Raw genomic sequence first — 12,131 nt, 5'->3', positions numbered from 1 at the left:
GAATGCCGTCCGACGAGACCGCCCGCCTCCCCCGCCCCCTCCGCCTCAGTCGCACCGATAAACATCGGCCTCGGCAGGCAGGCGGGCCACCAGCCGGTCGAACACCAGCCTGATGCGCGCCGCGACCGGGCCACGCTGAGGCCGGTACACCGACAGGCTCCACGGCTCGGGTCGCAACTCCGGCAGCACCTCGACCAGGCGCCCCGCACGCAGGTGGGGCTGGGCGAGGAAGGCCGTCAGCTGGCCGAAGCCGATTCCCGCCACCACCGCGTCGGCCTCGGCCCGCGTGTCGTCGGTCGCAAAGGCTGGGGCGCGCGGCAGCCATTGCTGGCCGCGGGCGAGGAACCAGGCCCAGGGCTTGCCGGTGTTGGGGTCGATGGCGACGGTGCAGGGCCGCTCGGCCAGCTCCTGCAGGCTCCGCGGCGCCCCGCAGCGCGCAATCAGGGCGGGCGAAGCGACGATGTGGAACGGCACCTGCACCACCGCCCTGGCAACGAAACGACTGTCGCGCAGCGAGCCCAGGCGGATGCCGATGTCGATCTGCTCATCGACCACGTCGGCGAACTGGTCCGACAGGCGCAGGTCGAGTTGCAGGCCGGGGTGTTCGGCACAGAGCTCGCCAAGGACGGGCGCCAGCCAGCCGCGCTCGAGCCCGCGCGGCGCGGTGATGCGCACAAGCCCGGCCAGGGCCTCCTGCCGCACCTCGCTGCGCGCGCTGAACAGCGCATCCACGCCCTGCAGGCCGAGCCGCGCGCGCGCTGCGAACTGCTCGCCGAATTCGGTGATACGGGTGTGGCGCGTGTTGCGGTGGAACAGCAGCTCCCCGACGTGGGCTTCGAGCTCCTTCACCGCCCGCGTCACCGCCTGCGGCGACACCCCGAGCCGCGTCGCCGCCTCCTTGAAGTTGCGCGCCTCCGCCGCGGCGCAGAAGATCCTCAGCATTTCCAGACGGTTCAGCATTGCACGCCCCCGGCGCATGACGATCCCGCCATTATTCCATTCAACGGAATTCTGAAATCAAAAAGCATTCATTCCTTGGATCAATCACATTTGGAATACTGCACCCTGTCGCGCGCCTGCCGCGCCGTACCGTTCTGGAGTCTTCCTGCCATGACCATCAAATCCCGCGCCGCCGTCGCCTTCGGGCCGAACCAACCGCTGCAGATCGTCGAAGTGGACGTCGAGCCGCCCAGGAAGGGCGAAGTCCTGGTACGCATCGTCGCCAGCGGCGTGTGCCACACCGACGCCTACACTCTGTCCGGCGACGACCCCGAAGGCGTGTTCCCGGCCATCCTCGGCCACGAAGGCGGCGGCATCGTCGAAGCCGTGGGCGAAGGCGTGACCTCGCTGGAAGTCGGCGACCATGTGATCCCGCTGTACACCGCCGAATGCCGCGAGTGCAAGTTCTGCAAGTCGGGCAAGACCAACCTGTGCCAGGCGGTGCGCGCCACCCAGGGCAAGGGCCTGATGCCCGACGGCACCAGCCGCTTCTCCTACCAGGGCCAGCCGATCTACCACTACATGGGCACCTCGACCTTCTCCGAATACACCGTCGTGCCGGAGATCTCGCTCGCCAAGATCGACAAGGACGCGCCGCTGGACAAGGTCTGCCTGCTCGGCTGCGGCGTCACCACCGGCATCGGTGCGGTGCTCAACACCGCCAAGGTGGAAGAAGGCGCCACCGTCGCCATCTTCGGCCTCGGCGGCATCGGCCTGGCGGCGATCATCGGCGCCAAGATGGCAAAGGCTTCGCGCATCATCGCCGTCGACATCAACCCGGGGAAGTTCGACATCGCGAAGAAGCTGGGCGCGACCGACTTCGTCAATTCCAAGGACTACGACAAGCCGATCCAGGACGTGATCGTCGAGCTGACCGACGGCGGCGTGGATTACTCCTTCGAGTGCGTGGGCAACGTCAAGCTGATGCGCGCCGCGCTCGAGTGCTGCCACAAGGGCTGGGGCGAATCGACCATCATCGGCGTGGCCGGGGCCGGGCAGGAGATCAGCACCCGCCCCTTCCAGCTCGTGACCGGCCGTGTGTGGCGCGGCAGCGCCTTCGGCGGCGTCAAGGGCCGCACCGAGCTGCCGAGCTACGTGCACAAGGCGCAGAAGGGCGAGATCCCGCTCGACGACTTCATCACCCACACGATGCCGCTCGAGGACATCAACAAGGCCTTCGACCTGATGCACGAGGGCAAGAGCATCCGCACCGTCATCCATTTCTGATCACGGAGGCCGCCCATGAGTCTCGAAACACTCGGCACCCAGCGCTGCTTCGGCGGCTGGCTGCAGCGCCTGCGCCACCGCTCGAGCACGGTGGATTGCGACATGACTTTCGCCGTCTATCTGCCACCCCAGGCCGAAAGCGGTGAAAAACTGCCGGTACTGTACTGGCTGTCCGGCCTCACCTGCACCGACGAGAACTTCATGCAGAAGGCGGGAGCCCAGCGTCTGGCGGCGGAGCTCGGCCTGATCCTCGTCGCCCCCGACACCAGCCCGCGGGGGCCGGACGTCCCGGGCGACCCGGACGGCGCCTGGGACTTCGGCCACGGCGCGGGCTTCTACGTCAACGCCACCCGGGCCCCGTGGGCGCGCCATTACCGCATGCACGACTACGTGGTGCACGAACTGCCGGCCCTGATCGAAGCCCACTTCCCCGCCTCCGACCGGCGCGGCATCAGCGGCCATTCGATGGGCGGCCACGGCGCGCTGGTGTGCGCGCTGCGCAATCCGGGCCGCTACCGGTCGGTGTCGGCCTTCGCCCCCATCGTCAATCCGATGCGCTGCCCCTGGGGCGAGAAGGCCCTGTCGCACTACCTGGGCGAGGACCGCGAGCACTGGCGGCAATGGGACGCCTGCGCACTGCTTGCCGAGGCCACCGAACGCCTGCCGCTGCTGGTCGATCAGGGCGACAAGGACGGCTTCCTGGTCGAGCAGCTCAAGCCCGAGGCGCTGCAGGCCGCGGCCGACGCCGCCGGCCATCCGCTGACGCTGCGCATGCAGCCCGGCTACGACCACAGCTACTACTTCATCGCCAGCTTCATCGACGACCACCTGCGCCATCACGCGCAGGCACTCGCCGATCGGTAGCGAGGCGGAAGCCGCTCCCCGATCGGGGGCCGTGCACAACTTGCGCGCTTCGGCACTGGACTCGCGCCGGATCGAACGTAGCCCGTTAGAATCGAAGGCCAGCACCGCACCCGATCACGTGGGAGGCGTTCCATGAAGCTCAGCCGGATCCAGGCGCACTCGCTGCCGCTTGTCACCTGCCTGGTCGTGGCGGGGTGCTCGAGCGCGCGCATGGACAGCCAGTGGCTCGACCGAAGCTTCCACGACGGCCTGGCAGCCGGCGCGCGCGTGTTCGTCGCCTGCGAGACCGCAGTCGACAGCCTGCGCCGGCTGTGCGAAGACGCGTGGACCGAACGCATGCGCGCCGAGGGCATCGCGGTGGTGCGCAGCTATGGCGCCGCCACCCTCCCCGCGGACGCCGGCAACGACCCGGCGCGGATCGACGATGCCGCGCGTGCGACCGGGGCGAGCGCGGTGGTACGCATGAAGCTCGCACAGGGCAGCCATGCGGTGTTCCAGCCCGGCCCGCAGGTCGGATTCGGCATCGGTGGCGGCAGCGGCGGTTTCAGCTTCGGCGGCATCGGCGTCTCGCTGCCGATCGGCGGCGGTGGCGTGAGCCAGCGCCAGGAGATGTCCTCCAGCACCACGCTGACCGATCTCGGGCGCGGCACGGTGGTATGGGCGGGCAGCGCGCGCACCGAAGTCGATGGCGACGCCGGCGCGCAGGTATCGGCACTGACCAGGGTCACCGTCGAGGCGATGAAGGAAGCCGGAGTGATCCGCTGACATGAGCCTGCGCGTCGTCCTGCTGATCCTCGTCCTCGCCGCCCTCCTCGCCTCGGGCGTGGCCCCCCACGACCGCGGCGTGTGGTGGGCGGAGGTGATGCCGGTGCTGATCGCACTGCCGATCCTCGTCCTCACCGCGCGGCGTTTCCCGCTCACCCCGCTCACCTACGGCCTGATCGCCTTCTTCGCGCTGATCCTGATCCTGGGCGGCACCTACACCTATGCGCGCGTGCCGATCGGCTTCGTGGTGCAGGACTGGTTCGATCTCGCGCGCAACCCCTACGATCGCTTCGGCCATTTCTTCCAGGGCGTGACCCCGGCCATCCTCGGCCGCGAGCTGCTGCTGCGCACCTCGCCGCTGCGCCCCGGCAAGTGGCTGTTCGCGCTGCTCTCGCTGAGCTGCCTCGGCATCAGCGCGCTGTACGAACTGATCGAGTGGGCGTCGGCCGTATTCTGGGGCGGCGGTGCGGTGGAGTTCCTCGGCACCCAGGGCGACCCGTGGGACGCCCAGGCCGACATGCTGATGGCGCTGCTGGGGGCGATGCTGGTGCAGTTGCTGCTCGCCGGCACACACGACCGCCAGCTGGCGCGACTGACGCGGACGAAGGTCTCGCGATAGGGGCTGTGCGCTGGGTCGGCGCTGCCCGAACGCGGGGTACCGCAGGCGCCGAGTCCGATCGGCGTGCAGGTGACCCGGGTCGGCACCGACGGAAGCCACCTGCCCGCAGAGGAACATCGATCGTCGTCACCACCGGCACGAAATCGGCGCGTGCTGGTCTACTTTTCCACGGTGTGCCCGTGACCGGGCGTAACCGTGATGAAGAGGAGAACCGGGACACAAGGAGACGATCATGCATGTGCATAAGCTTCCCAAGATGCTGTACTCCTACAGCGAAGGCTGGTCCGACCTGATCAGCATCCACCCGTCGGTGACGAGGATGTTCACGATGTTCGTGATGCCGATGTCGCTGATTCCGCCGGCCATGTTCCTGTACTCGATGTACGTGACGCCCGGCGCCATCTTCCCCGCTGCGGTGCCACAGATCACCGGCTTCGAGGCCACCCTGCTGTTCGTCTGCTTCTACGCCGCGCAGCTGGTGATGGTGCCGCTGATGGCCTCGGTCATCCAGCAGCTCGGCGATGTCGCGAACGCACGCCCCGACTATCACGACGCCTTCATGCTCGCCGCGGTGGCACCGGCACCCTTGTGGCTGTGCGCGCTGGCACTGTTCGTGCCGTCGGCCTGGTTCGCCGTCGCGGCGATGGCCGTGGCCTGGGTGGCTTCGGCAGCGCTCATCTATCACGGCATCGAACCGCTGTTCAAGCTCGAAGACCATTCGCGCTCGCGGCTGCTGGGCAGCTTCGTGCTCACCACCGGCGTCGTCGCCTGGCTGGCGCTGATGGTGGTGCTCGCCCTGCTGCTGAGCATGATCGTCGGCCTGCGCTGAGGCCTTCACCGGCGGCGCCCGCCCTGCGGGGCGGGCGCCGGCTACACCCCGTGCCGCCGCCGATGCTGGCGCGAGCCGGCCGAGCCGTCGCCGTCGGCGTGGGCGTTGCGCGCCGCCGTCATCTCCGCCAGTACGGTGGCGACCTTGTGGTTGAGCGTGCCCTTCGGGATCACGCCCTTGGCGTCCGGCTCGCCAGCCTCGACGCCGGTCAGCACCGTCATCGCCTCGTCCACGGTCTGCACCGCATGGATGTGGAAACGGCCGTCGGCCGCCGCCTGGACCACGTCCTCGCGCAGCATCAGGTGGCGCACGCTGGCGGCGGGGATCACCACGCCATGCGATCCGTCGAGCCCGCGCGCCTTGCACAGGTCGAAGAAACCCTCGATCTTCTCGTTCACGCCGCCGATCACCTGCACCTCGCCGAACTGGTTCACCGAGCCGGTGATCGCGAAGCGCTGGCGGATCGGAATCTGCGTCAGCGCCGACAGCAGCGCGCACAGCTCGGCGAGCGAGGCCGAGTCGCCCTCGACCGGCGCGTAGGACTGCTCGAACACCAGGCTCGCCGACAGCGACAGCGGCTGGTGGCGGGCGTAGCGCGCGGCTAGGAAGGCGGACAGGATCAGCACGCCCTTGGAGTGGATCGCGCCGCCGAGCTCGGTCTCGCGCTCGATGTCGACCACGTCGCCCTCGCCCATGCGCACGGTGGCGGTGATGCGCACCGGATGGCCGAAGTGCTCGCCGGCGAGCTCGATCACTACCAGGCCGTTGATCTGGCCGGCGCGCTCGCCGTCGGTGGAAATCAGCGTCGTGCCTTCGAGGATGGACTCCAGCACCCGCGTGGGATAGCGGTTGGCGCGCCGCGCGCGCGCCGCCAGCGCGTCCTCGACCTCGGCGCGGCCGGTGGCGGCCAGGCCCTTCTGACGGGCGTGGAAATCGGCCTCCCGCATCAGGTCGGAGAGCGCGCGGGTGTTGAGCGACAGGCGGCCGGCGTCCTCGGCCAGGCGCGAGGCCTCCTCGACCAGGCGGGCGACGCCGCAGCGCGCCACCGGCAGCAGCTTCGCGCCGCGCGCGAGCAGCGCCATCAGGCGGGCGTACTCGCATTCGTTCTCGGGGGTGCGCGGCAGGTCGTCGTTGAAGTCGGCGGCGACCTTGAACAGATCGGCGAACTCCGGGTCGTGCTCCATCAGCAGGTAGTAGACCTCGCGGTCGCCGATCAGCACCACCTTCAGCTCGCTCGGCACCGCCTCCGGCTCCAGCGTCAGCGCCCCGCTCCAGCCCTGCGCCTCGGCCGGCGGCTCGATGCGGATCTCGCCCGCGCGCAGGGAGCGCTTGAGGCCTTCCCAGGCGAAGGGCTGCGACAGCAGGCGCTCGGCGTCGAGCACCAGGTAGCCGCCGTTGGCGCGATGCAGCGCGCCGGCACGGATGAGGTTGAAGTGGCTGACCTGGTTGCCCTGCTGCACGATGTGCTCGATGCGGCCGATGAGGTTGCCGTAGCCGGGGTTGTTCTCGAACACCACCGGCGCGCCCTGCGAGGCGGCATGGTCCACCAGCAGCTTGACCTGGTAGCGGTGGTAGCGGGTGTTCTCCTCGGGCTCGGGCGCCTCGTCGTCCTCCTCTTCCAGCATGGTGCCGCGCACCGCGCTGTCGATGACGTCGCGCTCGACCGCATCGAGGAAGGCGAGCACCTCGGGCAGGTCCTCGTGCGCCTCGCGCACCTCGCGCAGCAGGTGGGCCACCGCAGGGCCGAGCACCTCGCGCTCGGCGCGGTCGATCGACTCGCGCACCGACTTTCGCCAGCCGGGGAAGTCGTTGAGCAGATCCTCGAGGCGGTCGCTCCATTCGCCGATGCGCACCTCGATCGCCTTGCGCGCGTCCTCGGGCAGGGCCTCGAAGGCTTCCGGCGACATCGCCTCGCCATCCTTGGTGGGCGCGAACACGAAGCCCTCGGGGGTCTGCAGCAGCGCGATGCCTTCCGCGTTGCAGGCCTGGCCGAGCTCGCGCAGCGCGGCCTCCTCGCGCGCCTTGTGCGCACTCTGCAGGGATTCGACGCGCTCGACGTGGGCATCGCTGTCGAGCGCGGCGCCGAGCGCCGGGCCGAGGTCGCGGATGAAGGTCTGCATGCAGGTCCGCAGCGCACCGCCGCGCCCGGCGGGCAGAGTCAGCAACTTCGGCTTCAGCGCCTCGTCGAAGTTGTGCAGGTAACACAGGTCGGGCGGCACCGCCTCGCGCGCCGCACGCTCGCGCAGCAGACGGAAGGTGGTCGCATGCTTGCCGCTGCCGGCATCGCCGAGCACGAACACGTGGTAGCCGGTATGGCCCATCGCGAGACCGAAGCGGATCGCCTCGACGGCGCGCTCCTGGCCGAGGTCGCCGGCATGATCGACAAGGGATTCGGTGGTTTCGAAGCTGAAACAGGCGGGGTCGCAGCGCTTGCGCAATGCCGTCGCCGGCAGCGGCACGAGATCGGCCATGGAGTTGATCTTTCTTCTGGTGCCGGATCGGCAGGGAGCGCAATGATACACCCCGCCCCGGGGCACGATCAGAAACCCGCCCGCGCGAACCTCGCCTTGCGCCGCGCGGTCCACGAATCGATAATCCCCCAACCCCAACCCGCCGCCGAACATGAAAGTCATCCCGATCCAGCAGGCTGCGTCCGCCATCGCCACGCCCGACATGACGCTGCGCCCGCCCGCCGGCGAACTGCTGTTCGATCGCCGCGGCCGCAGCGTGCGCGATCTGCGCATCTCGGTCACCGACCGCTGCAACTTCCGCTGCGTGTATTGCATGCCGCGCGAGGTCTTCGGCGACGACTACGCCTTCCTGCCCCGGCGCGAACTGCTCAGCTTCGAGGAGATCGTGCGCGTGGCCCGCCTGTTCGTCGCCCGCGGCGTGCGCAAGATCCGCATCACCGGCGGCGAGCCGCTGCTGCGCAAGGATGTCGATCGCCTGATCGGCATGCTGGCCGCGCTCGACGGCGTCGAGATCACGCTCACCACCAACGGCGTGCTGCTGCCCAAGCTGGCGCGCCGGCTCAAGGACGCCGGGCTGCACCGCGTCACCGTCAGTCTGGACGCGCTCGACGACACCCTGTTCCGGCGCATGAACGACGCCGACTACCCGGTCGCCCGCGTGCTGGAAGGCATCGAGGCGGCCCGGGCGGTGGGCCTGGGTCCGATCAAGGTCAACATGGTGGTCAAGCGCGGCACCAACGATTCCGACATCGAGGCCATGGCCGGGCACTTCCGCCACAGCGGCCACATCCTGCGCTTCATCGAATTCATGGACGTCGGCGCTTCCAACGGCTGGAAGATGGACGAGGTGCTGCCCTCGCGCGAGGTCATCGCCCGTATCGACCGCCTGTTCCCGCTCGAACCCATCGATCCCAACTACGAGGGCGAGGTCGCCGAGCGCTGGCGCTACAAGGACGGCGCCGGCGAGATCGGCGTGATCTCCTCGGTCACCCAGGCCTTCTGCTCCACCTGCACCCGCATCCGCCTGTCCACCGAAGGCCAGATCTACACCTGCCTGTTCGCCCAGCACGGTCACGACCTGCGCAGCCTGCTGCGCACCGGTGCCGAGGACGAGGCCCTCGACGCGGCCATCGCCCAGGTCTGGCAGGCGCGCGAGGACCGCTACTCCGAGATCCGCACCGCCGACACCGCCGCGCTGCGCAAGATCGAGATGTCCTACATCGGCGGCTGAACGGCACCCGCGCCGAGCCGTCGCCAGGACGGACGCGGCGCTCGTCGCGGCTTCAGTCGCGCATCGCCTCGAGTTCGAAGCTGAGCAGCACCTCGTCGCCGACCATGCCGCGGTCGACCCCGTAGCTCATGCCCCACTGGCTGCGCAGCAGGCTGGTGCGAGCCGAGACCCCCAGCGTGTGCTTGCGATGGCCGAATGGGTAGGTCGCCGCCTTGTTCAGCGACACCTCCAGCGTCACCGGATGAGTCTGGCCGAGCAGTGTGAGCTTGCCGCTCAGGCGTCCGTCCAGCCGCCCATCGTTCTCCATCAGCAGCTCGAAGGCGGTGGCCTCGAACACGATCTCGGGATGACGGTCGGCATCGAGGAAATCGCTGTCCCGCACGTGCCGGTCGCGCGCCTTGTGGTTGCTGAACACGCTGTCCGCGGCCACCACCACGCGCCCGGATGACAGCGTGCGTGTCGCCTCGTCATAGACGAAGCTGCCGCTGCCCTTCAGGAACATGCCGATCACGTCCGCATAGCCCAGGTGCTCGACCTGGAAACCGATCGAGAAATGATCCGGATCGATCGTGTAGGTGCGTGGCTCGGCCCAGGCCGGGCCCGCACCGACCGCGGCCAGGGCCAGACCCGCGGCCAGCAGCCGGCGCAGGGCGGGAAAAGCGGTGGTTCTTGTGTTCATCGTGTCCTCCTCCTTGGCACTTCGTCGATTGGTCGGGCGTGACTCACCGCACCACCTCATCCGCCGCGCTTTCCCTCGGGGCGGCCGTTCACGTAGCGCCAGCGCACATCGACTGCGAACGACCACGCCAGCAGGCCGAGTGCGGCCGCCAGCAGCACCGCCGCCGACGTCGCATCGACGACCGGCAACAGGCACAGCAGCAGGCTGGCGACCTGCCAAACGCACACCAGCTTGCGCCGGCCGCTTTCGGGCAGCGGACCATCGAGCCAGGGCCACACCCGCATCGCGGCGACGAATCCATAACGCATCGCCCCGATCACCAGCACCCAGCTCCCCGCCTTGCCCATCAACAGCAGATGCGCGCACAGCACCAGGATCAGGAAGGCGTCGAGCTCCATGTCGAAGCGCGCACCGAAGGCACTGGCACAGCGCCAGCGGCGCGCCACCCAACCGTCCACACCATCGAGGGCGAGCGCGATACCCGCCACCACTGCGACCCAGGCCGCATGGTGCTGCGCCCACACCGGTGCCGCGAGCGTTCCGGCCACCAGCGCCACCAGCACCGCCCGCCCCAGCGTGACCCGGTTCGCCGGTCCCAGCGTGGTACGCGGATCGGGCCATCGGCTCAGCACCAGCGCGCACGCCGCCACCAGCACGCCAGCGGCCGCCCACATTGCCCGGCCGGGCAGCGCGACGAACGTCGCACCGAGCGCACACAGGCCGAGCAGCATTCCGAGTGCGGCCAGCAGCTCCAGCACCGCGACCGGCAAGGACCTGCGCCCCGAAGCCAATCCGCCTTCCTCGATCAATCCTCAGCCCTCGCCGCGTTGCCGCCCGGTCCGCAGCCCCGGATCCCGGGCCCCTGCTACCATGTCCGCTTCGATCATCCGCCGCGGCAAAGGGTTCGCACAAGCGCTGCGCGATCCACCACGCGGCGGCGCCGACACTCCGCCGGGCGCGCGGGCACCCCATACGCGCCGGGTTCGATCCGAGGACCACAGGATGGCCGACACCAATCTCGCCTTCTGGACCGTATGCCCCGGCCATGGCGAACTGCGCCCCGCGACCTTGCACCCGCCCGCTGCGGGCGAAGTCCTCGTGCGCAGTCTATACGGCGCGGTCAGCCGCGGCACCGAGAGCCTGGTCTTCCGCGGCGAGGTGCCCGAGAGCGAGTACCAGCGCATGCGTGCGCCCTTCCAGGAGGGCGATTTCCCCGGGCCGGTGAAGTACGGCTACATCAGCGTTGGCGTCGTCGAGGACGGCACCGGGGCCCAAGCCGCCGCGCTGCGCGGCCGCGTGGTGTTCTGCCTGCACCCGCACCAGACGCGCTATGTCGTGCCCGCGCGCGCCGTCATCCCGCTGCCGCCCGGACTGCCGCCGGCGCGCGCGGTGCTCGCCGCAAACATGGAAACCGCGCTCAACGCGTGCTGGGACGGTGCACCGGGAATGGGCGACCGCATCGCCGTCGTCGGCGCCGGCGTGGTGGGCAGCCTGGTCGCGTGGCTGTGCGCGCGCATTCCCGGCGCCGAAGTCGAGCTGATCGACATCGATCCCGGCCGCGCCCGGCTCGCCGACGCCCTCGGCCTCGGCTTCCGCCTGCCCGCGGCCGCCGGCGCGGAATGCGATCTCGTCTTCCACGCCAGCGGCCACCCGGCCGGGTTGGCCACTGCGCTCGAACTCGCCGGACAGGAGGCGACCGTCATCGAGATGAGCTGGTACGGGCGCACGGCGGTGAGCGTGCCGCTCGGCGGCGCCTTCCACGCCCGCCGGCTCGGCATCAAGTCGAGCCAGGTCGGTCACGTCCCGCCGCAGAAGAGCCCGCGGTGGACGTATCGCCGACGCATGGAACTTGCGCTGTCCCTGCTCGTCGATCCCCGGCTCGATGCGCTGATCAGCGGCGAAACCGCTTTCCAGGACCTGCCGGCGCTGATGCAGCGCCTCGCCTTCGAGCCGGCGGGCGCACTGTGCGAACGCATCCGCTACCCGGACGCCGGCACCCGGGACGACCCCACCACGAACTCCGGAGACGATTCATGTACAGCCTGACCGTCCGCGACCACATCATGATCGCCCACAGTTTCCAGGGCGCCATCTTCGGCCCCGCGCAACGCGTGCACGGCGCCACCTACATCGTCGACGCCTGCTTCCAGCGCGGCGAGCTCGACGCCGACGGCCTGGTGGTCGACATCGGCCTCGCCGGCGACACCCTCGAGGCGGTGCTCGCCGGACTCAACTTCCGCAACCTCGATGAAGAGCCGGCCTTCCGCGGCCGCAACACGACCACCGAGTTCATGGCGCGGGAAATCTTCGAGCGCCTGGCGGCGGCGATCCGCGACGGCCGGCTGGGCGGCGGCGCACAGGGCCTGGAGCGCCTGAAGGTCACCCTGCACGAATCGCACATCGCCTGGGCGAGCTACGAGGGCGCGCTGTGATGCAGGCGACGGCAG

General features: G+C 69.6%; 12 protein-coding genes. 8 read left to right on the top strand and 4 right to left on the bottom strand.

Going from position 1 to position 12,131, the window contains the following annotated elements; translation table 11 throughout:
* Window positions 1-45: 45 nt before the first annotated feature.
* Window positions 46-960, bottom strand: coding sequence for a LysR family transcriptional regulator (locus tag CKCBHOJB_RS09210; RefSeq protein ID WP_281048390.1), 915 nt, complete (start codon window positions 958-960; stop codon window positions 46-48).
* A 150-nt stretch (window positions 961-1,110) separates the two neighbouring features.
* On the opposite strand from CKCBHOJB_RS09210, the gene CKCBHOJB_RS09205 reads away from it, so the two are divergent.
* The 5 genes from CKCBHOJB_RS09205 (at window position 1,111) to CKCBHOJB_RS09185 (ending at window position 5,303) form a co-directional block, all read left to right on the top strand.
* Complete coding sequence (locus CKCBHOJB_RS09205; protein ID WP_348634835.1) at window positions 1,111-2,226, top strand: S-(hydroxymethyl)glutathione dehydrogenase/class III alcohol dehydrogenase; 1,116 nt, start codon at window positions 1,111-1,113, stop codon at window positions 2,224-2,226.
* Window positions 2,227-2,241: 15 nt separating this feature from the next.
* On the top strand, window positions 2,242-3,090 hold the full coding sequence (gene fghA, locus CKCBHOJB_RS09200) for an S-formylglutathione hydrolase (RefSeq protein WP_281048389.1): 849 nt from the start codon (window positions 2,242-2,244) through the stop codon (window positions 3,088-3,090).
* 132 nt (window positions 3,091-3,222) lie between these two features.
* Window positions 3,223-3,855 carry a hypothetical protein gene (locus tag CKCBHOJB_RS09195; protein WP_281048388.1) on the top strand — a complete coding sequence of 211 codons (633 nt, stop codon included), beginning with the start codon at window positions 3,223-3,225 and terminating at the stop codon, window positions 3,853-3,855.
* A 1-nt stretch (window position 3,856) separates the two neighbouring features.
* The gene (locus CKCBHOJB_RS09190; protein ID WP_281048387.1) at window positions 3,857-4,474 is read left to right on the top strand and encodes a DUF2238 domain-containing protein; all 618 of its coding nucleotides are present in this window, start codon (window positions 3,857-3,859) and stop codon (window positions 4,472-4,474) included.
* Window positions 4,475-4,706: 232 nt separating this feature from the next.
* Window positions 4,707-5,303 carry a Yip1 family protein gene (locus CKCBHOJB_RS09185; protein ID WP_281048386.1) on the top strand — a complete coding sequence of 199 codons (597 nt, stop codon included), beginning with the start codon at window positions 4,707-4,709 and terminating at the stop codon, window positions 5,301-5,303.
* A gap of 41 nt (window positions 5,304-5,344) precedes the next feature.
* Here CKCBHOJB_RS09185 and CKCBHOJB_RS09180 read toward each other — a convergent pair whose 3' ends face one another.
* Window positions 5,345-7,774, bottom strand: coding sequence for an AAA family ATPase (locus CKCBHOJB_RS09180; RefSeq protein WP_281048385.1), 2,430 nt, complete (start codon window positions 7,772-7,774; stop codon window positions 5,345-5,347).
* A gap of 151 nt (window positions 7,775-7,925) precedes the next feature.
* Between CKCBHOJB_RS09180 and moaA the strand changes: the two genes are divergently transcribed.
* Complete coding sequence (gene moaA / locus CKCBHOJB_RS09175) at window positions 7,926-9,005, top strand: GTP 3',8-cyclase MoaA (RefSeq protein ID WP_281048384.1); 1,080 nt, start codon at window positions 7,926-7,928, stop codon at window positions 9,003-9,005.
* 52 nt (window positions 9,006-9,057) lie between these two features.
* Here the strand turns inward: moaA and CKCBHOJB_RS09170 are convergent, their stop codons facing one another.
* Both CKCBHOJB_RS09170 and CKCBHOJB_RS09165 read right to left on the bottom strand, forming a co-directional pair.
* Window positions 9,058-9,684: a YceI family protein gene (locus tag CKCBHOJB_RS09170; RefSeq protein WP_281048383.1), complete on the bottom strand. Its 627-nt coding sequence runs from the start codon at window positions 9,682-9,684 to the stop codon at window positions 9,058-9,060.
* Window positions 9,685-9,740: 56 nt separating this feature from the next.
* A complete protein-coding gene (locus CKCBHOJB_RS09165) occupies window positions 9,741-10,475 on the bottom strand; it encodes a CDP-alcohol phosphatidyltransferase family protein (protein WP_281048382.1) in 735 nt (244 codons plus the stop codon).
* 211 nt (window positions 10,476-10,686) lie between these two features.
* On the opposite strand from CKCBHOJB_RS09165, the gene CKCBHOJB_RS09160 reads away from it, so the two are divergent.
* On the top strand, window positions 10,687-11,730 hold the full coding sequence (locus tag CKCBHOJB_RS09160) for a zinc-binding alcohol dehydrogenase (RefSeq protein ID WP_281048381.1): 1,044 nt from the start codon (window positions 10,687-10,689) through the stop codon (window positions 11,728-11,730).
* On the top strand, window positions 11,718-12,116 hold the full coding sequence (locus CKCBHOJB_RS09155) for a 6-carboxytetrahydropterin synthase (RefSeq protein ID WP_281048380.1): 399 nt from the start codon (window positions 11,718-11,720) through the stop codon (window positions 12,114-12,116). Before CKCBHOJB_RS09160 ends, CKCBHOJB_RS09155 begins: the two co-directional genes overlap by 13 nt.
* Window positions 12,117-12,131 lie beyond the last annotated feature (15 nt).

Source organism: Thauera sp. GDN1 (assembly GCF_029223545.1).
In the GTDB taxonomy this organism is placed as follows: domain Bacteria; phylum Pseudomonadota; class Gammaproteobacteria; order Burkholderiales; family Rhodocyclaceae; genus Thauera.
The sequence above is the reverse complement of the archived record's forward strand: the minus strand, read 5'-3'. Positions and strand labels throughout refer to the sequence as shown.